Source organism: Nocardia sp. NPDC050435 (assembly GCF_040655395.1).
Taxonomy (GTDB): domain Bacteria; phylum Actinomycetota; class Actinomycetes; order Mycobacteriales; family Mycobacteriaceae; genus Nocardia.
The window spans coordinates 300,232-322,139 of record NZ_JBFAJW010000004.1; the positions used below are offsets into that span (position 1 = coordinate 300,232).

Consider the following 21,908-nt stretch of genomic DNA (forward strand, 5'->3'; position numbering starts at 1 on the left):
TCTAGTTAATACCGCGTGCAGGGGGAGTTGTCCATACGGACGCTGGTCACTCCCGGCCGGCGGAGGTGAAGGACATGTCGGCGTAGCGCGGCCCGGCGACCTTTCCGGCGATCGGTTCGAGGGTGGCCAGCTCGTCGGCGGTCAGCGGCAGGGTGGCGGCCGCGGCGTTCTCCGCCAGGCGGTTCCGGCTCCGGGTGCCCGGAATCGGGACCACCGGAAGGGCGTGCACCGCGGACTGGGCGTGCACCCACGCGAGCGCCACCTGCGCCGGGGTGACGCCGCGCGCCTCGGCGATCGCCCGCAGCGGCGCCAGCAGTTCGGTGTTGTGCGCGGCGTTGTCGCCGGTGAAGCGCGGCATGCCCGCGCGGAAGTCCCGCGCGCCGGTGACGTCCAGCTTGCCGGTGAGGAAGCCGCGCCCCAGCGGCGAGTACGGCACGAACGTGACGCCCAGTTCGGCGGCCGCCGGAACCGCGGTGCGCTCGACGTCGCGGGAGAACAGCGACCATTCCGACTGCAACGCCGCGATCGGATGGACGGAGTGCGCGGCGCGCAGCTCGGCGCCGGTCACCTCGGACAGGCCCAGCGCCCGCACCTTGCCCTGCGTGACGAGCTCGGCCAGCACGCCGACGGTCTCCTCGATCGGCACCCGCGGGTCGCGCCGGTGCATGTAGTACAGGTCGATGACCTCGACGCCGAGCCGGCGCAGGCTGTTCTCGACGGACGTGCGGATGTAGCCGGGCGAGTTGTCGAAACCGCGGTAGGCGGGGTCGTCGGCCTTGCGGACGATGCCGAACTTGGTGGCCAGCACGACGCGGTCGCGGTGGGCGCGGACGAAATCGCTGAGGAATTCCTCGTTGTGCCCCGAGCCGTAGATGTCGGCGGTGTCGAACAGGGTGATGCCGAGTTCCAGCGCGCGATCCAGCGTCGCGCGGGATTCGGTGAGGTCGGAGGGGCCGTAGAACTCGCTCATCCCCATGCAGCCGAGGCCCTGGATGCCGACCTCGATGCCGTGGGTGCCGAGCGTGGTGACGGGCAGCGTCATGCCTGAGTTCCTTTGCTGTCGTGCGCGATCAGTAGGGCCGGCCGGACCGCGGTGGTGTCACCGGAGTACAAGGCGATCTTGTAATCCAGCACCTCGACGGTCTTGCGGAGCTCTTCGATGCGGTCGAGCACGTCGGCACGGGTGTCCCGGAACATCTGCAACCGTTCGGGCAGCGTCTCGTCCCCGGACCGCACCAGCTCGGCATAGCGGAGCATGTCGGCGACCGGCATCCCGGTGGTGCGCAGGCGCCCGATCAGCGCCAGCCATTCCAGGTCCCGGTTGCTGAACCGCCGCTTGCCGGTGTGGTCCCGGCCGACGTAATCCATCAGGCCGATCCGCTCGTACCAGCGCAGGGTGTCCCGGCTCAGGCCGGACCGCTCGGCGACCTCGCCGATCGAGTACCGCGGCCGGTCGAGATCGCTGATATCGCGCTGACCTGCTGGAAGACTCATGACCCGCCCTTTCGAAGAACACCGACGACGCTACTCACCTGGAGTGCACTCCAAGCAAGGATAAATTTCGCCGGGTCCGGCAGGCGGCGCGGTCAGTCGTACTTCGGCAGCTGCTGCACGGCCCACTTGTTGCCGTCGGGATCGGCGAAGAAGGTGAACAGGCCCCAGCCCAGATCCTGCACCGGGCTCGCCTCGACACCGGCCGCGACCAGCTGTTTGTAGGCCGCCTCGGCGTCCGCGACGACCATCTGCATCCCTTCGACGCTGCCCGGCGCGGCCTCGGTGAGACCCCGGCCGATGCAGATCGAGCAGCCCGAACCGGGTGGTGTCAACTGGACGAAACGGATGTCTTCGCTGGGTGAATGGTCGTGATCGGCGTTGAACCCGATCGAGGTGTAGAAATCCTTGGCGCGATCGACGTCGGCGACGGGAATCGCGACGAGTTCGATTTTCCAGTCCATGGCCTCAGCCTTCCACCGGGCCCGGGCGGGCGCACTCGGAATCGGCCGATTCCCGCTGTCACCGGCCGTTCTCGGATTACCGGCCTACCCTGGGAACATGGCTAAGGAAATTGATCGCGTCCGGGCTCGTTCGGCTCTGGCCACGGTCCGGGAATCGCCCTTCATCACCGCGGTCGCGGTGGCGCCGGTACTGCTCGCGCTCGGCGTGGTCTGGTGGCTGACGAACGGCTTCGTCGCCTTCGTTCTGCTGCTGATCCTCGGCGGCGTCGTCGTGGTCGGCGGCAAGCTCCTGAAGTAGTTATCGCGGCACGTGGAAGTGGGTGAGTTCGCCCGTGCCGGGGTCCACCTCGGCCCAGGGGCGGTCGAATTCCAGCACCGCCAGTGCCGAAGTGGGGAATTTCCGGCTGAGCTCGATCGCCTGATCGGAGTTCCGGTTGGCCGCCAGCTCCCATGCCGTCCACGGCATTCCGGGCGCGTGCCCGACCAGCAGCAGCGTCGAGACGTCCTCGTCGCTGAGCTGCACCAGTTCGATCAGCGTGCGCGGCGAAGCCTCGTAGATACCGCGCTCGAATACCACCGGAGCGTCGATTCCGGTGGCGGCCAGCGTTTCCCGGGTCCGCACGGCGGTGGAGCAGCGCACCAGCCCGACCGGCGGCTGGGTGTCGCGCAACCACTGCCCGGCCAGACCGGCCTCGCGTTCTCCGCGCGGCGCGAGCGGTCGTTCGTGGTCGGCGACGCCGTCCGGATAGCTCGACTTGCCGTGCCGCAGGAGGATCAGAGTCCGCACCATGCGCCTAACCGTAGAGCCGATCGGCGCGCGTCTCACGATGTGGTGGGGGATTGACGTGACCGAGAGCCCCTGTGATAGGACCGTGGCAGTCCGGAGCGAGGCGTGCGCCACTCTTCGGGCACACTGAAAGCGGCGTCACATCCGCGCGACCCCGCCGTCGTGACTCCACGGTCCACCGCAAACCACCCGGGTGGCACACAGCCCACGCACATTTCGAGGATCTGCACACTATGGCCTACGTCATCACGCAGCGTTGTTGCAACGACGCCAGCTGCGTCTCCGAGTGCCCGGTCGACTGCATTCGTCCCACCCCGGACCAGCCGGAGTTCGCGACGACCGAGATGCTCTACATCGACCCCGATACCTGCATCGACTGCGGGGCCTGTGTCGACGCGTGCCCGGTGGAAGCCATCTTCTCCGAGGACGATCTGACCGCCTCGCTGGCGCGCTATCGCGACATCAACGCCGCCTATTTCCAACGCCATCCACTCGAGTCGAACTTCGATCCGATCGTGACGCCCGCGCGCCCGCCGAAGGAACTCGGCACCCTGCGCGTCGCCATCGTCGGCGCCGGCCCGGCGGCCTGCTACGCGGCCGACGAACTGCTGCGCCGCTGCGACGTCGAGGTCGAGATGTTCGACCGGCTGCCGACCCCTTGGGGCCTGGTGCGCAACGGCGTGGCCCCCGACCACCCGGGCACCAAGACCGTGTCGAACCTGTTCGAGTCCGCGTTCCGGCGCGAGACGCTGCAGTACTACCTGAACGTGGAGGTGGGCACGCACATCTCGCACGAGGAGCTGCTGAAGCACCACCACGCGGTGATCTACGCGGTCGGCGCCGCCTCGGACCGGCGGATGAACGTGCCCGGCGAAGAACTGCCCGGCAGCCACTCCGCCACCGAGTTCGTCAACTGGTACAATGGTCACCCCGATTTCGCGGATCGGGAGTTCGATCTGTCGGCCGAGCGCGCCGTCATCGTCGGCAACGGCAACGTCGCCCTGGACGTGGCCCGCGTCCTGACCGTGGACCCGGACGAGCTCGCCAAGACCGACATCGCCGATCACGCCCTGGACGCGCTGCGCCGCAGCCGGATTCGCGAGGTCGTCGTGCTCGGCCGCCGCGGCCCGCTGCAGGCGGCCTACACCTCGCCGGAGTTCCTGGCACTGGCCCACCTGAAGGGCGTCGACATCGTCGTCGACGACGCCGACCTGGCGCTCGACCCGACCAGCCAGGCCCTGCTCGACGACGCGGACGTGGAACCGCACCTTCGCCTGAAGTACACCCTGGCCAAGGAATACGCCGCCGGTCGCCGGGATCCGGCCAACCGCCGCATCGTGTTCCGCTACCTGGGTTCGCCGACGGCGCTGACCGGCGCCGACAAGGTCGAGGGCCTGGAGTTCGTGCACAACGAACTGGTCGAGGAGGGCGGTCAGGTCGTGGCCCGCGCCGGCGACCGCACCGAGAGCCTGGCGACCGGCCTGGTGCTGCGCTCCATCGGCTACAAGGGCGAACCGGTCGCCGACCTGCCCTTCGACGAGCGGCGCGCGGTGGTCCCGAACGAGCACGGCCGGGTCCTCGGCGAGGACGGCGCGCCGCTGCCCGGCGTCTATGTCAGCGGCTGGATCAAGCGGGGCCCGCGCGGTGTCATCGGCTCCAACCGCACCGACTCCGAGGAGACCGTGGAGCAGTTGGTCGCGGACTTCACCAGCGGCAAGCTGACCAAGCCGCAGGCCGATCGCGCGGCGCTGAAGGCGCTGGTGGCCGAGCGGCAGCCCGACGCGGTCGACCGCGCGGGCTGGAAGTCCATCGATCTCGCGGAGAAGACGGCGGGCAAGGCCGCGCGCCGCCCGCGGGTCAAGTTCACCACCCGCGAGGACCTGCTCAAAGCCGCCCGCGGCTGACCGTCAGCGCCGCCCGAGCCGCGTGATCAAGCCCTGCACATGGGATTCGGCCGCGGCCCGGGCGGCGTCGGGCTGCCCGGCCTCCAGGGCCCGCAGAATCCGGCGGTGCTCGCGCAGCGCCGTGTGCCGGTTGCGCGTGGAGCGCCACAGGTCGCCCCGGTGCAGGTGCGCCTGGGCCTCGAGCCGGGCCAGTTCCTCGGCCAGCGTCCGGTTGCCGGCGCGGTCCCGGATTAAGCGGTGGAACGCCAGATCCAGCTGGGTGTCGCGGCCGGGGTCGGCGTCACCGCGCAGGTTGTGCTCCTGTGCGGCAACGAGTTCGGCGAGTTCGTCGAGATCGGCGTCGGTGAGCCGGGTCGCGGCCTGGGCCGCCGCCAGGCCGTCGAGCGCGGCGCGGACCGCGAGCACGTCGCGGATCTGGGCATCGTCCAGCGTCGCGACCCGGGCGCCCGCGTGCGGCACGTTGACCGCCAGGCCCTCGTAGATCAACTGCTGCACGGCTTCGCGCACCGGGCTGCGGCTGACGCCGAGCCGCGCGGCCAGCGCGGGCACGCTCAGCGGGTGCCCGGCCGCCAGCTCGCCGGAGAGGACCAGCTGCCGGACCTGCCCGTACACGTGCGGGCCGAGCAGGGCCGCGTGCGGCGTGTCCGTTTCGGTCATGACAGTGGTCCCCTTCCCACGGGCGTCGTCCCTATCCTTGCGGTCGATAGTTGGCCTGCACCCGCTGGGTGAGGAAATCGGCGGCGGTGACCGGGGGATAGGTGCCGCCCGGCCCCTGGATGACGGCGTCGCGGTCGGCCTGGGCGAAGTAGGCGATGCTGTAGCGCTCGCCCTGGTACTCGCCGGCGCCGGGGCTGCGCACGCGGTGGAAGTTCGACGGCAGCAGGTCGTCGCTCCAGCGCGTGAGCATGTCACCGATATTGCAGGTGATCAGGCTCGACGAGGGCGTGATCGAGGTCCACTCCTGCTCGCGCATCTCGCGGCCGGGGCAGACCTGCAGCCCGCCCTGACCGTCGCGCTGGAAAAGCAGGGTGAGGCAATCGAAGTCGGTGTGCGCGCCGGCCCGCCAGCGTCCGGGGATGCCACGCAGCTCCGGGGGCACCGCGAAGTAGTGCAGCAGCCGCAGCGTGCTCTGGTACTGCGGCGACTCGGGATCGTGTGCGGCGGTGAAGTGTTCGCGGTCCAGTCCGAGGCGGTCGGCGAAGCAGGACAGCACCCGCATCGCCACCGCCCAGGTGCGGTGCTCGAAATCCAGCAGGGTGTCCCGGAATCCGGGCAGTTCCGCTGCGCTGGGCCAGAGCCCGTCCATGTGCGGGCGGGTGATCTGGTAGGACTCCTTCTGGTCGGGTACGCCGATGGACGGGCGCACCTGACTCATCGATTCCCAGCCCGCGTTGTTCGCTTTGACCAGCGGATACTGCCCCTTGACGGTTTCCGGGAGCGCGAAGAACCGTGCGGTGCGGGCGAAGACGTCGTCGATCAGCTCCTGCGGGATGCCGTGGCCGGAGAGCTGGAAGAAGCCGATCTCGGTGGCGGCGTCCCAGAGCTGGGTGGTGATCTCGGCGCGGCGGTCCTCGAAATCGGTGAGGTCGATGACGCGGATCTCACGCTCGGTCTCGGTGCCGAGGCCGCCCATCTGCTGCTCGCGCGAGACTTCGGACAGGTCGTAGCTGGTTGCCATGCTCAGTTCCTTACGGTCGGGTCGAGAAATTCCTTGGTCACCAGGGCCTGGGCGGACAGGCCGTCCGGCACCTGGGCGCCGCCGCGGCGCAGGATGGGTGCGAACTCGGCGATGACGCGTTGCACCCGGGCCTCGTCGAAACTGCCGACGACGCCGTCGGTGTCGGGGCCGACGAGGCCGCCGTCGATGAGGGCGCGCGAACCGAATTCGGCGAGCTCGGCGCTGTAGGGCGAGAAGTTGGCGCTCTTGGCGACCACGTCCACGACGACGTCGTTGACCGGCGCCGGGTCGGCCTGGAACCGGGCGGTCGCCCGCTGGATCATCGGCACCAGCCGCTGCAGGCAGGGGCGCAGTTCGGCGAGCTTGTCGGCGCGCACGTTGACGGTGCGCGCGTAGCCCTCGTAGCCGACGTCGCGCAGCAGCTGGTAGCCGACCGGCTTACCCCAGGCGCGCACTTCGTGCTGGTAGACAAAGGGTTCGGAGTTCGCGAAGCCCTGCTGCGCGAACGACGGCCCGGCCACGAAGCGCGACGGCGAGTTGTCGTAGGAGGCGTCGATCTGCTCGGGTTTCAGCAGTCCGCGCGCGACGAGCCAGTCCGGATACAGCTGGCCCTGCGAAACCACCACCGGCGCACCGGATCTGCCAATGTCGGCGATTCCGCGCCAGTCCGGATGGGTGCCCGGATCCCACATCAGCAGCTGGGGGCTGTTGCGCAGCAGTGTGGTCACCGCGACGATCGGCTGCGTCGACGCGGCGGCGATGGCGTGCTCGGAGTGCGCCAGCCCCAGCGTGATCGACGAGTCGACGTACATCTGCGACGGCACCGTCTGGAATCCGATGGCCGGGCCGCCGGCCCGGATCTCCAGATCGACGCCGGTGTCCTTGCCGTCGATCGCGAGCGGGCCGGTGACGAGATTGCGGTCGGAGTCGACCCGGTAGCCGGGGCCGAGCAGCCCGAAGATCGGGCCGGAATCGGTTTCCGGTTCCCATTGCAGCTGGACGACGACCTTGGCCGGGCAGACCCCGGACAGCTGCTGCTCGGCCGGCGCCGGCGGCAGATCGACGGCGGCGGTCTCGGTGTCGGTGCCGGAACACGCCGCGCCCGAACCGATTACGGCGGCGGCGAGGGCTATCGCGCCGAATGTGCGTATACGCATGGAATCCTCCAGGGTGGGGCTAGCGACCGGCGGCATGCCAGCCGCCGGTGGTGATCCGCTGTGCGGCAGTGAAGATCGCGAACACCAGCACGCCGAACAGGCCGGCCAGCAGCAGCGCCGCGAGCAGGTCCTCGGATTGCAGGCGGGCGCGATAGGTGTCGAGCAGGGTGCCGATGCCCGGGCGGCCCTGCGCGAAGAACATGTCGCCGATGATCGCGCCGGTCACCGAAAGTCCGGCCGCGGTACGCAGACTCGTCATGATCGAGGGCAGGGCGGCGGGCAGCTCGAGGGCGAGCATGGTGCGGATCCGGCCCGCCCGGCCCAGCGCGAACAGCTCGCGCAGGTTGCCGTCCACCGATTGGATGCCGAACAGCGTCAGCGCGATGATCGGGTGGATCGCGATCAGGACGCACACGATGGTGCGCGAGCCGATGCCGTAGCCGAACCAGAGCCCGATCAGCGGTACCACGGCCAGCACGGGAATGGCCTGCAGGACAACGGAGTACGGATACACGACCCGTTCGATGAGCTTGGTCTGGCTCATCAGCACCGCGATCGCGACGCCGAGCGCCGCGGAGATCAGCAGCCCGGTCACCGCGACCCGCGCGGTCACCGCGAGCGCGCGCAGCATCACCTCCAGCTTGGCCGGGTCGGCCAGCGATTCGGTGACGACCGCGTGCGGCGGCGGCAGCAGGAAGCGCCGCTGCGGACTCAGCACCAGCAGCGAAACCGCGTACCAGGCGGCGGTGGCCAGTCCGAAGGACAGTACGGGCACAGCCAGTTTCGACAACCGGGGCATCAGCAGGCCTCCTTCAGGGCGTGGGAGGTGCGCGCGACCAGCTCGGTGAAGGCGGGATCGAAGCGCAGTTCGCGCTCGCGCGGATAGGGCAGGCCGACCTCGATCACCTCGTGCACCCGGCCGGGGCGCGCCGACATGACCACGACGCGCGAGGCGAGGAACACGGCCTCGGTCACCGAGTGCGTGATGAACAGCGCGGTGAACGCCTCGTCCCGGTAGAGGCGCAGCAGCTCCTCCTGCATGCTGAGCCGGGTCAACTCGTCCAGCGCGCCGAAAGGCTCGTCCAGCAGCATGAGTCTCGGTTGCAGCGTCAGCGCCCGGGCCAGTGAGACGCGCATCCGCATGCCGCCGGAGAGCTGGTGCGGCAGGCTCTTGGCGAAGTCGGTCAGTCCCACGGCGGCGAGGGCGGTGGTGGCCCGCGCCCGGCGCGTACGGCGGTCCAGGCCCTGCAATTCGGCGCTGAGCTCGACATTGCGCAGCACCGAGCGCCAGGGCAGCAGGGTCGCCTCCTGGAAGATGAAGCCGATGGAGTCGCTCTGCACCGCAACGGATCCGGAGCTGACCCGGGTCAGTCCGGAGGCCAGGCGCAGCAGCGTGGACTTGCCGCAGCCGGACGGGCCGACCACGGCGACGAACTCGCCGGTGCGGATGTCGAGATCGATGTCGCTGAGGGCCGTGGTGTCGCCGAAGCGCTTGCCGGCCTTGGCGAAGGAGACCTCGAGGCCGGACAGCAGGGTCCGGGCGTCGGCGTCTCGCGATGTGTCGAAGAGTGTCACAGTTCGTGCCTTCCCTCGCTGGGTCACGGTCGTTGCGTGTAACCCCGTGCGTGAGATCAGTTTGTCTGCGATGAATTACATGTAATCGCCGGTGCGTTTCCGGCTGATTAACTTGTCATCGCATGCTGATCAGGCTGCGGACGAGCGCCTCGGCGTCCACCCGGGTGCTGCGGCCGTCGCGGATCACCGCCTCGCCGTCCACCCAGACGGTGTCCACCACGCGCGGCGATGCCGCGGTCAGCAGCGTCGCACCGGGGTCGAGCACGGGCAGGCAGGCGAAGTCCCGGTCGAACCGGAGCAGCGTGAAGTCGGCGCGATCGCCCACCCCGAGGCCGGGGCCGGTCACCGGGCGGCCCAGCGCGCGGGCCGCCCCGCCGGTCGCCATCGCCAGCATCGCGTCGGAATTCAGGAGATCGGCGCGCCGGCGGGTCACCCGCTGGAGATAGGAGCCCATGCGCAGCGCCAGCAACATGTCCTGGGTGTCGTTGGAGGCCGCGCCGTCGACGCCGAGGCCGACCGCGATGTCCGCCGCCAGCATCTCCAGCACCGGCGCGACGCCGCTGCCCAGCCGCATGTTGCTCAGGGGGTTGTAGGAGACCGCGACCCCCCGCTCGGCGAAGACCCCGCGGCCGTGGGCATCCAGGTGCACGCAGTGCACGGCCAGGGTGCGATCCCAGAGGAATCCGGCCGCGTCCAGATAGTCGACGGCCCCCGATCCGGCGTGTGCGCGGCACATCTCGTCATCGGTCGTGGTCTCCAGCACGTGGATCGAGACCGTCTTACCGTGGCGGACCGCGAACTCCCGCGCGGCCGCCATCCCGTCCGGCGTGAGGCACCGCGGATTCGGCACCGCCAGCGCGGTGTCGATGCGGGAACCGCGCAGCCGCGCGTCCAGGGCCTCGATATGCGCGAAAACCTCGGGGAGCGGCTGCATCAGGCGCGGATCCAGACCCCACTTCCGGCTGGCGTCGGCCCGATCCGCCAGCCCGCGACCGAGGATCACCCGGATGCCCAGTTCGTCCAGTGCGCGAATCATGGCGTCGTGCACCGCTTCCGAGGTGCTCGGCCACATGTGCTCGACCACGGTGGTGACACCGCCGCGCAGCAATTCCAGGCCGCCGGCGAGGGCGGACAGATAGGTCTGCTCCGGCGTCGCCGCGACGGTGCGCTCGCCGACGCAGCGCAGCCATTCCAGCAGCGGCAGCCCCTCGCCGATGCCGCGCAGCACGGCCTGCTGCAGGTGTGTGTGGGTGTTGACGAACCCCGGCAGCAGATGACCGCCGCTGCCGTCGGCGCGGGGCAGGTCGCGGTGCGCGCGACCGGCGTCCGGGCCGATCGCGGCGATCACGCCGTCGCGGACGACGACATCCTGGCCGGGTTGCCAGCGCGGCCCGGACTCCTCGCGCAGGTAGACGGTGACATCGGTGACGACGGTGGACTGTGCGGACACCATGCGGCATTCCTCCTGGAAATGCGGCTGGTTCGCCCGCCCGATTCAGCGGTCCCCATCGCCCGTTGCAGCCATGAGCGACGTGCCGGGAAGCCTAACCACGTGGTATTTCGGGGTTGTTAAACCTGGGGACGCAGATCGGCGCCCGGCTCCAGGATCTCGACGACGGGTGTGCTGCCGGCCTCCAGGAAGCCGAGCAGCGCGAGCGCCTCGGCCTCGACCGCGGCGCACTCGGCGGCGGTCCACGGGCGGGCCGGGCTGATCCGCAGCCGGGCGACCCCGCCCTTCGGGAAGATCTTGTACAGGCCCGCGAGGTAGCCGTCGATCAGGATCGAGGAGACCGCGGTGGCGAAGGCGCGCAGCGGCGGGGTGTTGCCGTCGGGGACGATCCGGGAGCGGTCCTGATGCGAGAGCACCGCGTTGTCGTACCAGCCCAGCAGGCGGACCGGCGCGGGCCGGTCCGGGTCGGCGAGCTCGGCGTCGGCGAGGTCGTAGAGGGTGCGGCCGCGATCGTCGGTGTAGGCGCGCACCCGGTCGCCCAGCTCGTCGACGGCCTTCTTGATCCCGGTGAGCCGGGACCACGCCTGCATGTCCATCGTGCCGGCGGGGCCGAAGGCGCGCAGGTAGCGAATCAGCAACTCCGACAGGGGATAGCCCGGATCGAGCGGCGCGCCGAGCCACGGTTCGACGCGCGACCAGACCGGGCGGCTGTTGTCCTTCCACTTGCCGCGCGGCGGGGTCTGCAGGACCGGCAGCTGATAGAGCCAGGTCTGCAGCACCGCTCCGGCATCGCGATCCGGATACAGTTCCGCCGCGCGGGCGCGCAGGTCGGCGGCGGACATCGGGTCGTCCCCGAGCGCCGCCTCTCCGTGGGCGCGCACCTCGTCGGGGTCGAGCCCGACCATCGCGCCGTAGTTGAAACCCTTGCGGAAGGGCACCTTTTCGAGTTCGGGCTGGATGTGCGGCGCGATGCGCAGGGCATCCGGCGGCGTCACCAGATGAATGGTGCCGCGCATCAGGGTGATCCGGACCAGCGAGCGGTCCTCCAGCGCGGCCGAAACCGTGGCGGGGTCGAAATCGGTGATCCGGCTCCACAATCCGACGAACGGCGGCGGAACGTCCTGCGCCTGCAAGCCGACGAGGTGCTCGCACATCTGGTGCGCGGTCAGCGTGGAGCGCTCCAGCAGATGCTGGCGCTCGAGCAGTGTCCGGTTCAAGACCCGGTTCGACAACTTCATGATGCGCTCACAGTACGAGCAGGCCGCGGGGTTGTCGCCCGGGCGCGGCGGACGCGCCCGGGCGCTCGAGTCAGCGCAGGGTGACGACGACCTTGCCGGTGGCGGTCCGATTGTCCAGGGAAGCCACGGCTTCGGCCGCCCGCTCCAGCGGGTACAGCACCGGCCGCGGCGGCGCGATCTGGCCGCCGGCCAGCAGCGGCTCCACCTCGGCCCACTGTTCCTGCAGGTAGCCGGGGTGGGTCATCACCCACTCACCCCAGGCCGCGCCGATCACCTCGACGTTCTTGAGCAGCAGCCGGTTCACCTTCACCGTCGGGATCTCGCCCGCGGTGAAGCCGACGACCAGCAGGCGACCCGCCGAGGCCAGCGAGCGGACGCTGTCGGTGAAGCGATCGCCGCCGACCGGGTCCAGCACGATGTCCACGCCGCGCCCGCCGGTAATCTCCTTGACCGCCGCGAGCCAGCCCTCGGTGAGCACCACGTCCGTAGCGCCGTTGGCGCGCGCGACCTCGGCCTTCTCCTCGGTGCTGACCACCGCGATCACCTTGCCCGCGCCCAGCGCCGCCGCCATGCGCAGCGTCGAGGTGCCGATGCCGCCGGCCGCGCCGTGCACCAGCACCGTCTCACCCGGCGCCAGCCGGCCGCGGTTGCGCAGGCAGAAGTGCACGGTCAGATCGTTGAACAGGATGCCCGCGCCGGCCTCCAGGGAGATGTTGTCCGGCAGCTTGAACACCATCTGGGCGGGCGCGACGGCGACCTCGGCGATGGCGTTGCCGAGCAGCGTCAGCGCCACCACCCGGTCACCCGCTCGCACGTGCGCGTCCGCGGGCGCCTCGCGGACCACGCCACCGATCTCGCCGCCGACGACGAACGGCAGTTCCGGCTTCATCTGGTAGAGGCCGCGCGTCATCAGCACGTCCGGGAACGCGACGCCGGCGGCGTGCACGTCGATGACGACCCCGCCCGGGTATCCCGCGGGCTCCGGGATGTCCACCACCTCGATGGCTTCCGGCCCCTCCAGTTTGCTGACCTGAGCTGCGCGCATCGGCTGACCTCTCCGTCTCCACTCCGGCGGCCCGTCCGGCCGCCGACGACTTCGTGACCAACATAACCGGTCCATCAGAAGGCGTCTGCCTGCAGATGCCTTGCACCGGCCGCGCGGGCCTCGCGCCCCCGGTCGGGCAATGGTTCGACCGGGGATCTGGAGGCTTCCGGCCTGTCCAGCCGGTGCGAACTTGGCTAAGCTTGCCGCGAATCGAGGACGGGGAGACAAGGGGGTTCCGATGGCCGTTCCGGACGACACGTTGCAGGTCAATTCCGAAGCGCTGCAAAAGTTTGCGACCAATCTGCGCACCGAGGCGACCGACATCAGCAGCCTCGGCGCCGGCGAGGGGTTCAATTTCGCCTCCGGCGCGCTTCCCGGCACCGAGTTCGGCGCCGCGGTCACCAGCGCGACAGACACGCTCAACAACTGCCTGACGCGGATCAACGCGCGGTTGTCCACCATCGCGGACAACATGCAGAACGCGGCGGGCAAGTTCGAGCTCGCCGAGGCGGATTTCGCCGACAAACTGAAGACCATCGGCCTGGAGGTGAAATGACGCTCACCATTCCCGATGTCGAGAAGTGGGAGCCCACCAAGCTCACCGCCGCGGGCACGCACGCGAACACGGTCTCCACCAAGCTCGACGGTCTGTTCACCAAGAGCATCACCGATACCCAGGGCCTGAACTGGTCCGGCGCGGCCGCGGGCGCCGCCAACACCCGCATGGAGACGGAGAAGACGCGCGGCTCCGCCGTGAGCGCCGCCCTGCTCGAGCTGCAAACGGCCTTCACCGAGCAGGTGACGAACCTGACCAACGCCAAGGACAAGGTGATTCAACTGCGCGATGACGCGGTGAATCAGAAGCCGCCCTTCGAGGTCAGCGCCGAGGGCGTCGTCACCGCGACGGCGCGCATCGCCGAAATCCGCAAGGCCGACACCGGCTCGCAGGAGGGCAGCGCGGAGTCCGGGCCCCGCGGCAATGTCGAGGCGGCCGTTGTCGCCGAGCAGCTGGCGGCGGCGCAGCGCCAGCTCGATATCGCCAACGCACTGGTCGTGGCGGCCGGCGTCGCCGCCACCGCCAAAACGCGGGTCGACATGGCGGTCACCAAACTGCAAACAGCCTTCGACGGCCTCGGCGATCCGAATCTCGGTGTCCCGGCCGCGCCGACGGTCCCGGCCACCACACAGAAGCCGGTCACCCAGAGTCCGGCCAGCAACCTGACGTCGAACAACAACACCGGTTCGGGTTCGGGCACGGGTACCGGCACCGGTTCGGGCACGCAGTACAGCAGCGACGCGCCCACCACCATGCCGACCGGCGAGCAGAAGGAATGGATCGAGAAGGCCATCCAGGAGCTGCGCGCCGCGGGCTACGACGTCAGCGACAGCGACGCCGCCATCATCGCCAAGATCATCGAGAAGGAGTCCGGCGGCAACCCGAACGCGATCAACCTCTGGGACAGCAACGCGGCAGCCGGAATTCCGTCCAAGGGCCTGATGCAGACCATCGACCCGACGTTCAACTCCTACAAGCTGCCCGGCCACGACGACATCTACAACCCGGTCGACAACATCATCGCGGGCAGCCGGTACGCCATCGAGCGCTACGGGTCGTTGTCGAACGTGCCGGGCATCGCCGCGATGAACTCGGGTGGGAGCTACGTGGGTTACTGATCGGGCGAAGCTCAGGCCACCCGCGGCCGGGGCCGGTTCGGCCGGTCTGCCGAGTTTTCGGGCAGATCGGACATGGTCATGAGTCCATGATGCTGAGCGGCGCTACGCGCGGGTACGCCGATCTCGACGCGAGGGTGTGACGTACGCCCCGTAAAGTCGTCTCAGAAGAGCACCGAAAGAAAAAACGCGGCACGCACCTGTGCCGCGCGAGGAGCACCAGTGTCACTCGATCAGCCACTTGCCCCGCTGACCCTTTCGAGCGACCTGCAAGCAGTACCGGGCGGGTCGCAGGAGGGGGCGGGCTTCGCTTCGGCGTGGCCTGTCCGGGCTGGTGACGTGGATCCGTATGACCGGTTGCGGTTCGACGGGATCGCCCGCTATCTGCAGGACATCGCCTGGGAGCAGCTGCACAAGACCTCGTTGCACCGCACGGATCCGAGCTGGATCGTCCGGCGCACGGTCATCGATGTCATCCGGCCGGTCCTCTGGCCCGACGAGGTGCACCTGCTGCGCTGGTGTTCGAGCATGTCGACCCGCTGGACGAATATGCGGGTGCGGATCACCAGCGGCAACGGCGGCCTGATCGAGACCGAGGGCTTCTGGATCAACATCAGCGAGTCCAACAACATGCCGGCGCGGATCAGCGACGAGGGCCTGGCATACCTGGCGCAAACCACCCAGGAGCACCGGCTGCGCTGGCGCCCGTACCTGACAGATCCGACGCCGCCGGAGTCCGACACCGATCTGCCGTTTCCGGTGCGCGCCACCGATATCGACAGCTTCAACCACGTCAACAACGCCTGCTACTGGCAGGCGGTGGAGCAACTCCTGGTGGAGTATCCGAAGCTGGTGGCGGCGCCGCACCGCGCGGTCATCGAGTACGTCGCGCCGGTGCTGGCGCGCCAGCACGTGACGGTGCGCAGCCGCTACGAGCCGGGTGACCGGTCCGGCGGGCCCAGCCTGCGACTATGGTTCGTCGTCGGCGGCATCACGACCACCGTCGTGCGGATCATGCCGCTGCCGTAGGCGACTCAGCGTTCGTGCGGCTCCCCGCGATAGGCGGGCGCCTTGCTGCTGTGGGTGGGGGTCAGGGTGCGCAGCAGCGGCAGCGTGCGGCGCGGCACCACGGTGGAGAGCACGATGACGCTGTGCGAGCGCACCACCGAACTGGTCCGGTCGATGCTCAGCAGCACGGTCTGCAGCCCGGCGTGCGAGTCGGCGCCGATCCGGCACCAGACATCCCCCGAGCCGGTGGTCGCGTAGGCCTCCAGCACTCCGGGAATCGCGTCCAGTTCGGCCGCCACCAGATCCAGCGCGCCCTGCGCGATCTCCAGCGTCACGAACGCCTGCACGTCGAAACCCGCTGCGGTGACGTCGATCTGCGGATCGTAGGAGGCGATGACGCCGGATTCCTCCATCCGCCCGATCCGGGATTGCACCGTCGCCCGCGCGACCCTGGTCCGGCGGGAGAGCTCCAGAATCCCCGCCTTCTGGTACTCGTGCATGGCGGTGAGAATGGCGAGGTCGAGCTCGTCCAGCTTCGCCGGCGTACGCGACATTGCGGCCTCCTTAGTGTCTATTCAAATTGTCCAGCATCAGCGCGCTCCAGCTAGCCGAATTCGCCACAATGTCTATAGAAAAATGTCGCTGTTGCCTACCGCTGGGGGACGCCGTTTTCCTGAGTGGTATGACCATCGAGCACCTGCCCTCCGACGGCGAGCTGCGCGGCCTCGTCGGCCTCGTCGACCATGACACCAGTGTCGATCCGTTCCCCGTCATCGGCTGGGACGCCCTGGTCTGGGTGGTCGGCAACGCGACGCAGTGCGCGCACTTCCTGCAATCCGCGTTCGGCATGCGACTGGAGGCGTACTCCGGCCCCGAGACCGGCAACCGCGATCACAAGGCCTACGTATTGCGCAGCGGCGCGGCGCGTTTCGTCATCACCGGCGCGGTGGACCCGGACAGCCCGCTGGTCGGGCACCACGACCGGCACGGCGACGGCATCGTCGACATCGCGCTGGAGGTGCCCGACGTGGACCGCTGTATCGAGCAGGCGCGCAAGCAGGGCGCCACCGTCCTGGTCGAACCGCACGACGACACAGACGAATTCGGCACGGTGCGGTCCGCGGCCATCGCCACCTACGGCGAGACCCGCCACACCCTGGTCGATCGCTCCCGCTACGACGGGCCCTACCTGCCCGGCTTCGTCGCGCGCAGCTCCGGCTACGAGACCCGCCCCGGCCGGCCCGCCCGGCTCTTCCAGGCCATCGACCACGTGGTCGGCAACGTGGAACTCGGCAAGATGGACCACTGGGTCGAGTTCTACCGCCGCGTCATGGGTTTCACGAACATGGCCGAATTCGTCGGCGACGACATCGCCACCGACTACTCCGCCCTGATGAGCAAGGTCGTCGCCAATGGCAACCACCGCGTCAAGTTCCCGCTGAACGAGCCGGCGGTGAGCAAGAAGCGCTCCCAGATCGACGAGTACCTGGACTTCTATCGCGGCCCCGGCGTCCAGCACATCGCCCTGGCCACCAACGACATCCTCACCTGCGTCGACGCCCTGCGCCGCGAGGGCGTCGAATTCCTGGACACCCCCGACACCTACTACTCCGACCCCGAACTCCGCGCCCGCATCGGCCACGTCCGGGTCCCCGTCGAGGAGCTCCAGCGCCGCGGCATCCTCGTCGACCGCGACGAAGACGGCTACCTGCTCCAGATCTTCACCAAACCCCTCACCGACCGCCCCACCGTCTTCTTCGAACTCATCGAACGCCACGGCTCCCTCGGTTTCGGCAAGGGCAACTTCAAGGCCCTGTTCCAGGCCATCGAGCGCGAGCAGGAGGCCCGCGGCAATCTGTAGGCGGCGCGAGCGCGTCTCGCGCTCGGAGCTGTTGGCGCCGAACCCAGTAGAGTTCGTGGCATGCGGATCTCGTCGGCGCTCATCACCGGTATGGCCTTGGCGTTGACGCTGTCGGCCTGCGGGTCCGGCGGCGGCTCCGACTCGGACAACACGCCGCTACGGCCGCCGCCGCGGGTGGCCTCGCTCGGCCCGTTCGTCGGCGAGTGCGGGCACGTCACCGACGAGGAGATCGCCACCATCGCCGGGCTGGGGCGGGTCTCGCGGGTCTTCAAGAACTCCACCGGCTGCAACTGGCAGTCGGCGGGCGCGGCCTCGCCCAGCGTCACCTTCGCCTCCTACCGGGGCAGCCCGATCGAACGGGAGAAGGCCTGGGTGAGCACCGCCGGCCGGGCCCCGGAGACGATCGAGGTGGGCGGCCGCCCGGGGTGGAAGGGCTTGGATCCGAGCGGCAAGATCTGTGATCTCGCGGTCCAGCTCGACGACGACTTCTTCGAATGGTCGATGTCCTACGGTCTGTTCGCGGCGTCCGCGAATCCGTGCGACAACGCCTACAAACTGGCCGAGCTGACCGTGCGGCGGCTCGGATGAGGGGGAAGCGCATGCAGGCGGTCCGGTCCGCGGGCGTCGGGGTGGCCGTGCTGGCGGTACTGGCCGCCGCGACCGGTTGTGGTCAGACGGTGCCGGGGTCGGCCTTTCCCGCCGGCGGCAGCGGCGGGTCGTCCTCGATCAACACCAACTTCGACAAGCTGCTGCGCGAATGCGAGGTGGTCTCGCAGGAGAAGATCGGCGAGGCGGTCGGCAATTCGCAGATCGTGCAGAGCTCCTTCAACGGCGCGGTGTGCATGTGGGATGTCGAGGACGCTCCCGGCGGCGTGGCAATGGTCACACTGGCCTGGTACGAGGTCGGTTCGCTGAACAATGAGAAGGCGAACAACGACAAGCTCGGATATTCCAGCGAGAACATCACCGTGCAGGGCAGCCGCGGTCTGCAGACCAGGCGCCCCAACGACCCGGATTCCTGTGGTGTCACCGCGAGTGCCGCCGACACCGGGGTCGTCAGCTGGTGGATCAACTACCGCCCGGGCGGCCATCCCGATCCGTGCGCGGGCGCCAAGCAACTGCTCGAGCTGACGTTGAACCGGGCCCGTTAGCCGGGTGATTTTCGACCCCGTTTTGCACCTCTCTCGAGGTCACGGGTATCGTGGACCGCTGTGCCCGGAAGCATGCGGGCAAGTTCGTGTTTCGACGTAAGCCAGCGAAAGCGGCCGACCTTACCGGCGTGCCCGGAATAAGGCTCGCACTCGAAGCGCGACACGCCCGACCTCGGGACGCGAGAAACGTGGACGGACGTGCGGGTTCGATGACTCGAACCACAAAGACATGAAGTTCCAGACACCGCGTTAGACAAAACAAGGAAAGCCGGTCTATGCCAACCATCAACCAGCTGGTCCGCAAGGGTCGTCGCGACAAGGTCTCCAAGACCAAGACCGCGGCCCTCAAGGGGAGCCCGCAGCGTCGTGGCGTGTGCACCCGCGTGTACACCACGACCCCCAAGAAGCCGAACTCCGCGCTGCGTAAGGTCGCGCGTGTTCGCCTGACCAGCGCGGTCGAGGTCACGGCGTACATCCCGGGTGAAGGCCACAACCTGCAGGAGCACTCGATGGTGCTCGTGCGCGGCGGTCGTGTGAAGGACCTCCCCGGTGTGCGCTACAAGATCATCCGCGGCTCCCTCGACACCCAGGGTGTGAAGAACCGCAAGCAGGCCCGCAGCCGCTACGGCGCCAAGAAGGAGAAGAGCTGATATGCCACGCAAGGGCCCCGCACCCAAGCGTCCGCTGATCAACGACCCGGTCTACGGTTCGCCGCTGGTCACTCAGCTGGTCAACAAGATCCTGCTGGACGGCAAGAAGTCCACCGCCGAGCGCATCGTCTACGGCGCGCTGGAGCAGGCGCGCGAGAAGACCGGCACCGATCCGGTCGTCACCCTCAAGCGCGCGCTGGACAACGTCAAGCCCGCCCTCGAGGTGAAGCCCCGCCGCGTAGGTGGCGCCACCTACCAGGTGCCGGTCGAGGTCCGTCCGGGCCGCTCCAACACCCTGGCGCTGCGCTGGCTGGTCAACTACTCCCGCGCCCGCCGCGAGAAGACCATGATCGAGCGTCTGGCCAACGAGTTGCTGGACGCCAGCAACGGCCTCGGCGCTTCGGTCAAGCGTCGTGAAGACACGCACAAGATGGCCGAGTCCAACCGGGCCTTCGCGCACTACCGCTGGTGATTGCCGCCCGGCCCGTCGCTCGTGTCGGGGGCCGGAAGGCGGTCACAGTCGGGGGCGGCACTTCGGTGCCGTTCCCGACGTTGACATAGTGGACCTGACAAGGTCCGATACCCGAATCCCAACACGCTGATCTACGACAAGCAGAGCGGGGAAGATTTCCGTGGCACAGGACGTGCTCACCGACCTCAACAAGGTCCGCAACATCGGCATCATGGCCCACATCGATGCGGGCAAGACGACCACAACTGAACGCATCCTCTTCTACACCGGCATCACCTACAAGATCGGTGAAGTCCACGATGGCGCCGCCACCATGGACTGGATGGAGCAGGAGCAGGAGCGTGGTATCACCATCACCTCCGCGGCTACCACGTGCTTCTGGAAAGACAACCAGATCAACATCATCGACACCCCCGGGCACGTCGACTTCACCGTCGAGGTGGAGCGTTCGCTGCGCGTGCTCGACGGCGCGGTCGCGGTGTTCGACGGTAAAGAGGGTGTCGAGCCGCAGTCCGAGCAGGTGTGGCGTCAGGCCGACAAGTACGACGTCCCGCGCATCTGCTTCGTCAACAAGATGGACAAGCTCGGCGCCGACTTCTACTTCACCGTGCAGACCATCAAGGATCGCCTCGGTGCGAAGCCGCTGGTCATCCAGCTGCCGATCGGTGCCGAGAACGACTTCGAAGGCATCGTCGACCTGGTCGAGAACAATGCCAAGGTCTGGAAGGGCGAGACCAAGCTCGGCGAAGAGTACGAGGTCGTCGAGATCCCGGCGGACCTGAAGGAGAAGGCCGAGCAGTACCGTCAGGAACTGCTCGAGACCGTCGCCGAGTCCGACGAGGCGCTGCTGGAGAAGTTCTTCGGCGGTGAGGAGCTCTCGATCGAGGAGATCAAGGGCGCCATCCGCAAGATGACGGTCAACTCCGAGCTCTACCCGGTGCTCTGTGGTTCCGCGTTCAAGAACAAGGGCGTGCAGCCCATGCTCGACGCGGTCATCGATTACCTGCCCTCCCCGCTGGACGTCGAGGCCACCACCGGCCACGTCCCGGGCAAGGAAGACGAGCTGGTCACCCGCAAGCCGAACGTCGACGAGCCGTTCGCGGCGCTGGCGTTCAAGATCGCCGTGCACCCGTTCTTCGGTGAGCTCACCTACGTGCGCGTCTACTCCGGTGCGGTCGCCTCCGGCGCCCAGGTCGTCAACTCGACCAAGGGCAAGAAGGAGCGTCTGGGCAAGCTGTTCCAGATGCACTCCAACAAGGAGAACCCGGTCACCACCGCCTCGGCCGGCCACATCTACGCCGTGATCGGTCTGAAGGACACCACCACCGGTGACACCCTGTCCGATCCGCAGAACCAGGTCGTCCTCGAGTCGATGACGTTCCCGGACCCGGTCATCGAGGTCTCGATCGAGCCCAAGACCAAGTCCGACCAGGAGAAGCTCGGCACCGCGATCCAGAAGCTGGCGCGCGAGGATCCGACGTTCTCGGTGAAGCTCGACGCGGAGACCGGCCAGACCGTCATCGGCGGCATGGGCGAGCTCCACCTCGACATCCTCGTGGATCGCATGAAGCGCGAGTTCAAGGTCGAGGCCAACGTCGGTAAGCCCCAGGTGGCCTACCGCGAGACCATCACCAAGACGGTCGAGAAGCTCGAGTTCACCCACAAGAAGCAGACCGGTGGCTCCGGCCAGTTCGCGAAGGTCATCATCGCCCTCGAGCCGTTCGTCGGCGAGGACGGCGCGACCTACGAGTTCGAGAACAAGGTCACCGGTGGTCGCGTTCCCCGTGAGTACATCCCTTCGGTGGACGCGGGCGCGCAGGATGCCATGCAGTACGGTGTGCTCGCGGGCTACCCGCTGGTGAACCTGAAGGTCGTTCTGCTCGACGGCGCGTACCACGACGTCGACTCGTCGGAAATGGCCTTCAAGATCGCCGGCTCGCAGGCCCTCAAGGAAGCGGCCCGCAAGGCCGGTCCGGTGATCCTCGAACCGCTGATGGCGGTCGAGGTCATCACGCCCGAGGACTACATGGGCGATGTGATCGGCGACCTGAACTCCCGCCGTGGCCAGATCCAGGCCATGGAGGAACGCAGTGGTGCCCGTGTCGTCAAGGCGCTGGTTCCGCTCTCGGAGATGTTCGGCTACATCGGTGACCTGCGGTCGAAGACCCAGGGCCGAGCGAACTACTCCATGGTGTTCGCCCAGTACGCGGAGGTTCCGGCCAACGTGTCCAAGGAGATCATCGCCAAGGCGACCGGCGACTAATACCGTGATCGGGGCAAGTGCAAGACTTGCCCCCATCAGCCGG

General features: G+C 68.5%; 24 protein-coding genes. 11 read left to right on the forward strand and 13 right to left on the reverse strand.

Annotation, left to right across the window (positions count from 1 at the left end):
* Positions 1 to 46: 46 nt before the first annotated feature.
* The 3 genes from AB0I43_RS14055 to AB0I43_RS14065 form a co-directional block, all read right to left on the reverse strand.
* On the reverse strand, positions 47 to 1,042 hold the full coding sequence (locus AB0I43_RS14055; RefSeq protein ID WP_356973525.1) for an aldo/keto reductase: 996 nt from the start codon (positions 1,040 to 1,042) through the stop codon (positions 47 to 49).
* Positions 1,039 to 1,494: a MerR family transcriptional regulator gene (locus tag AB0I43_RS14060; RefSeq protein ID WP_356973524.1), complete on the reverse strand. Its 456-nt coding sequence runs from the start codon at positions 1,492 to 1,494 to the stop codon at positions 1,039 to 1,041. Before AB0I43_RS14060 ends, AB0I43_RS14055 begins: the two co-directional genes overlap by 4 nt.
* A gap of 92 nt (positions 1,495 to 1,586) precedes the next feature.
* Positions 1,587 to 1,955 carry a VOC family protein gene (locus tag AB0I43_RS14065; RefSeq protein ID WP_356973523.1) on the reverse strand — a complete coding sequence of 123 codons (369 nt, stop codon included), beginning with the start codon at positions 1,953 to 1,955 and terminating at the stop codon, positions 1,587 to 1,589.
* 97 nt (positions 1,956 to 2,052) lie between these two features.
* Between AB0I43_RS14065 and AB0I43_RS14070 the strand changes: the two genes are divergently transcribed.
* The gene (locus AB0I43_RS14070; protein WP_209886722.1) at positions 2,053 to 2,253 is read left to right on the forward strand and encodes a hypothetical protein; all 201 of its coding nucleotides are present in this window, start codon (positions 2,053 to 2,055) and stop codon (positions 2,251 to 2,253) included.
* On the opposite strand, the gene AB0I43_RS14075 is transcribed toward AB0I43_RS14070, so the two are convergent.
* Entirely contained in the window at positions 2,254 to 2,745 is a 492-nt protein-coding gene (locus tag AB0I43_RS14075; RefSeq protein ID WP_356973522.1) for a histidine phosphatase family protein, read from the reverse strand.
* A gap of 230 nt (positions 2,746 to 2,975) precedes the next feature.
* Between AB0I43_RS14075 and AB0I43_RS14080 the strand changes: the two genes are divergently transcribed.
* Positions 2,976 to 4,646: an FAD-dependent oxidoreductase gene (locus AB0I43_RS14080; protein WP_356973521.1), complete on the forward strand. Its 1,671-nt coding sequence runs from the start codon at positions 2,976 to 2,978 to the stop codon at positions 4,644 to 4,646.
* Positions 4,647 to 4,649: 3 nt separating this feature from the next.
* On the opposite strand, the gene AB0I43_RS14085 is transcribed toward AB0I43_RS14080, so the two are convergent.
* The 8 genes from AB0I43_RS14085 to AB0I43_RS14120 form a co-directional block, all read right to left on the reverse strand.
* Positions 4,650 to 5,303, reverse strand: coding sequence for a GntR family transcriptional regulator (locus AB0I43_RS14085; RefSeq protein ID WP_356973520.1), 654 nt, complete (start codon positions 5,301 to 5,303; stop codon positions 4,650 to 4,652).
* Positions 5,304 to 5,334: 31 nt separating this feature from the next.
* Positions 5,335 to 6,324 carry a 2-oxoglutarate and iron-dependent oxygenase domain-containing protein gene (locus AB0I43_RS14090; protein WP_356973519.1) on the reverse strand — a complete coding sequence of 330 codons (990 nt, stop codon included), beginning with the start codon at positions 6,322 to 6,324 and terminating at the stop codon, positions 5,335 to 5,337.
* 2 nt (positions 6,325 to 6,326) lie between these two features.
* Positions 6,327 to 7,481 (reverse strand): nitrate ABC transporter substrate-binding protein, encoded by a 1,155-nt coding sequence (locus AB0I43_RS14095; protein WP_356973518.1) that lies wholly within the window; start codon positions 7,479 to 7,481, stop codon positions 6,327 to 6,329.
* Positions 7,482 to 7,500: 19 nt separating this feature from the next.
* Positions 7,501 to 8,280: an ABC transporter permease subunit gene (locus AB0I43_RS14100; protein WP_356973517.1), complete on the reverse strand. Its 780-nt coding sequence runs from the start codon at positions 8,278 to 8,280 to the stop codon at positions 7,501 to 7,503.
* The gene (locus AB0I43_RS14105; protein WP_356973516.1) at positions 8,280 to 9,056 is read right to left on the reverse strand and encodes an ABC transporter ATP-binding protein; all 777 of its coding nucleotides are present in this window, start codon (positions 9,054 to 9,056) and stop codon (positions 8,280 to 8,282) included. The genes AB0I43_RS14100 and AB0I43_RS14105 overlap by 1 nt, the downstream gene beginning before the upstream one ends.
* Positions 9,057 to 9,171: 115 nt before the next feature.
* Positions 9,172 to 10,509: an amidohydrolase family protein gene (locus AB0I43_RS14110; RefSeq protein ID WP_356973515.1), complete on the reverse strand. Its 1,338-nt coding sequence runs from the start codon at positions 10,507 to 10,509 to the stop codon at positions 9,172 to 9,174.
* A 116-nt stretch (positions 10,510 to 10,625) separates the two neighbouring features.
* On the reverse strand, positions 10,626 to 11,744 hold the full coding sequence (locus tag AB0I43_RS14115; protein WP_356973514.1) for a winged helix DNA-binding domain-containing protein: 1,119 nt from the start codon (positions 11,742 to 11,744) through the stop codon (positions 10,626 to 10,628).
* Between the two features lie 70 nt (positions 11,745 to 11,814).
* Entirely contained in the window at positions 11,815 to 12,789 is a 975-nt protein-coding gene (locus AB0I43_RS14120; RefSeq protein ID WP_356973513.1) for an NADPH:quinone oxidoreductase family protein, read from the reverse strand.
* A gap of 238 nt (positions 12,790 to 13,027) precedes the next feature.
* Here AB0I43_RS14120 and AB0I43_RS14125 point away from each other — a divergent pair, with 238 nt between their 5' ends.
* The 3 genes from AB0I43_RS14125 to AB0I43_RS14135 all read left to right on the forward strand — a co-directional run bounded on the left by AB0I43_RS14125 (position 13,028) and on the right by AB0I43_RS14135 (position 15,489).
* Complete coding sequence (locus AB0I43_RS14125) at positions 13,028 to 13,345, forward strand: type VII secretion target (protein WP_356973512.1); 318 nt, start codon at positions 13,028 to 13,030, stop codon at positions 13,343 to 13,345.
* The gene (locus tag AB0I43_RS14130) at positions 13,342 to 14,463 is read left to right on the forward strand and encodes a transglycosylase SLT domain-containing protein (protein ID WP_356973511.1); all 1,122 of its coding nucleotides are present in this window, start codon (positions 13,342 to 13,344) and stop codon (positions 14,461 to 14,463) included. The genes AB0I43_RS14125 and AB0I43_RS14130 overlap by 4 nt, the downstream gene beginning before the upstream one ends.
* 219 nt (positions 14,464 to 14,682) lie before the next feature.
* A complete protein-coding gene (locus AB0I43_RS14135) occupies positions 14,683 to 15,489 on the forward strand; it encodes an acyl-ACP thioesterase domain-containing protein (protein WP_357432105.1) in 807 nt (268 codons plus the stop codon).
* Positions 15,490 to 15,494: 5 nt separating this feature from the next.
* Here the strand turns inward: AB0I43_RS14135 and AB0I43_RS14140 are convergent, their stop codons facing one another.
* Positions 15,495 to 16,022: an Lrp/AsnC family transcriptional regulator gene (locus tag AB0I43_RS14140; protein ID WP_356973510.1), complete on the reverse strand. Its 528-nt coding sequence runs from the start codon at positions 16,020 to 16,022 to the stop codon at positions 15,495 to 15,497.
* Positions 16,023 to 16,150: 128 nt separating this feature from the next.
* Here AB0I43_RS14140 and hppD point away from each other — a divergent pair, with 128 nt between their 5' ends.
* The 6 genes from hppD to fusA all read left to right on the forward strand — a co-directional run bounded on the left by hppD (position 16,151) and on the right by fusA (position 21,865).
* Entirely contained in the window at positions 16,151 to 17,329 is a 1,179-nt protein-coding gene (gene hppD / locus AB0I43_RS14145; protein ID WP_356973509.1) for a 4-hydroxyphenylpyruvate dioxygenase, read from the forward strand.
* 60 nt (positions 17,330 to 17,389) lie between these two features.
* A complete protein-coding gene (locus AB0I43_RS14150; RefSeq protein WP_356973508.1) occupies positions 17,390 to 17,917 on the forward strand; it encodes a DUF3558 domain-containing protein in 528 nt (175 codons plus the stop codon).
* A gap of 11 nt (positions 17,918 to 17,928) precedes the next feature.
* On the forward strand, positions 17,929 to 18,480 hold the full coding sequence (locus tag AB0I43_RS14155) for a DUF3558 domain-containing protein (RefSeq protein ID WP_356973507.1): 552 nt from the start codon (positions 17,929 to 17,931) through the stop codon (positions 18,478 to 18,480).
* Positions 18,481 to 18,755: 275 nt separating this feature from the next.
* Entirely contained in the window at positions 18,756 to 19,130 is a 375-nt protein-coding gene (gene rpsL, locus AB0I43_RS14160; protein ID WP_019049359.1) for a 30S ribosomal protein S12, read from the forward strand.
* A 1-nt stretch (position 19,131) separates the two neighbouring features.
* Positions 19,132 to 19,602 carry a 30S ribosomal protein S7 gene (gene rpsG / locus AB0I43_RS14165; RefSeq protein ID WP_030525248.1) on the forward strand — a complete coding sequence of 157 codons (471 nt, stop codon included), beginning with the start codon at positions 19,132 to 19,134 and terminating at the stop codon, positions 19,600 to 19,602.
* Between the two features lie 160 nt (positions 19,603 to 19,762).
* Positions 19,763 to 21,865 carry an elongation factor G gene (gene fusA / locus AB0I43_RS14170; protein ID WP_356973506.1) on the forward strand — a complete coding sequence of 701 codons (2,103 nt, stop codon included), beginning with the start codon at positions 19,763 to 19,765 and terminating at the stop codon, positions 21,863 to 21,865.
* The last annotated feature ends 43 nt before the right edge of the window (positions 21,866 to 21,908 follow it).

Coding starts and splice junctions, on each gene's coding strand:
- AB0I43_RS14055 (WP_356973525.1), bottom strand. CDS start 1,042: ATGACGCTGCCCGTCACCACGCTCGGCACCCACGGCATCGAGGTCGGC.
- AB0I43_RS14060 (WP_356973524.1), bottom strand. CDS start 1,494: ATGAGTCTTCCAGCAGGTCAGCGCGATATCAGCGATCTCGACCGGCCG.
- AB0I43_RS14065 (WP_356973523.1), bottom strand. CDS start 1,955: ATGGACTGGAAAATCGAACTCGTCGCGATTCCCGTCGCCGACGTCGAT.
- AB0I43_RS14070 (WP_209886722.1), top strand. CDS start 2,053: ATGGCTAAGGAAATTGATCGCGTCCGGGCTCGTTCGGCTCTGGCCACG.
- AB0I43_RS14075 (WP_356973522.1), bottom strand. CDS start 2,745: ATGGTGCGGACTCTGATCCTCCTGCGGCACGGCAAGTCGAGCTATCCG.
- AB0I43_RS14080 (WP_356973521.1), top strand. CDS start 2,976: ATGGCCTACGTCATCACGCAGCGTTGTTGCAACGACGCCAGCTGCGTC.
- AB0I43_RS14085 (WP_356973520.1), bottom strand. CDS start 5,303: ATGACCGAAACGGACACGCCGCACGCGGCCCTGCTCGGCCCGCACGTG.
- AB0I43_RS14090 (WP_356973519.1), bottom strand. CDS start 6,324: ATGGCAACCAGCTACGACCTGTCCGAAGTCTCGCGCGAGCAGCAGATG.
- AB0I43_RS14095 (WP_356973518.1), bottom strand. CDS start 7,481: ATGCGTATACGCACATTCGGCGCGATAGCCCTCGCCGCCGCCGTAATC.
- AB0I43_RS14100 (WP_356973517.1), bottom strand. CDS start 8,280: ATGCCCCGGTTGTCGAAACTGGCTGTGCCCGTACTGTCCTTCGGACTG.
- AB0I43_RS14110 (WP_356973515.1), bottom strand. CDS start 10,509: ATGGTGTCCGCACAGTCCACCGTCGTCACCGATGTCACCGTCTACCTG.
- AB0I43_RS14115 (WP_356973514.1), bottom strand. CDS start 11,744: ATGAAGTTGTCGAACCGGGTCTTGAACCGGACACTGCTCGAGCGCCAG.
- AB0I43_RS14120 (WP_356973513.1), bottom strand. CDS start 12,789: ATGCGCGCAGCTCAGGTCAGCAAACTGGAGGGGCCGGAAGCCATCGAG.
- AB0I43_RS14125 (WP_356973512.1), top strand. CDS start 13,028: ATGGCCGTTCCGGACGACACGTTGCAGGTCAATTCCGAAGCGCTGCAA.
- AB0I43_RS14130 (WP_356973511.1), top strand. CDS start 13,342: ATGACGCTCACCATTCCCGATGTCGAGAAGTGGGAGCCCACCAAGCTC.
- AB0I43_RS14140 (WP_356973510.1), bottom strand. CDS start 16,022: ATGTCGCGTACGCCGGCGAAGCTGGACGAGCTCGACCTCGCCATTCTC.
- hppD (WP_356973509.1), top strand. CDS start 16,151: ATGACCATCGAGCACCTGCCCTCCGACGGCGAGCTGCGCGGCCTCGTC.
- AB0I43_RS14150 (WP_356973508.1), top strand. CDS start 17,390: ATGCGGATCTCGTCGGCGCTCATCACCGGTATGGCCTTGGCGTTGACG.
- AB0I43_RS14155 (WP_356973507.1), top strand. CDS start 17,929: ATGCAGGCGGTCCGGTCCGCGGGCGTCGGGGTGGCCGTGCTGGCGGTA.
- rpsL (WP_019049359.1), top strand. CDS start 18,756: ATGCCAACCATCAACCAGCTGGTCCGCAAGGGTCGTCGCGACAAGGTC.
- rpsG (WP_030525248.1), top strand. CDS start 19,132: ATGCCACGCAAGGGCCCCGCACCCAAGCGTCCGCTGATCAACGACCCG.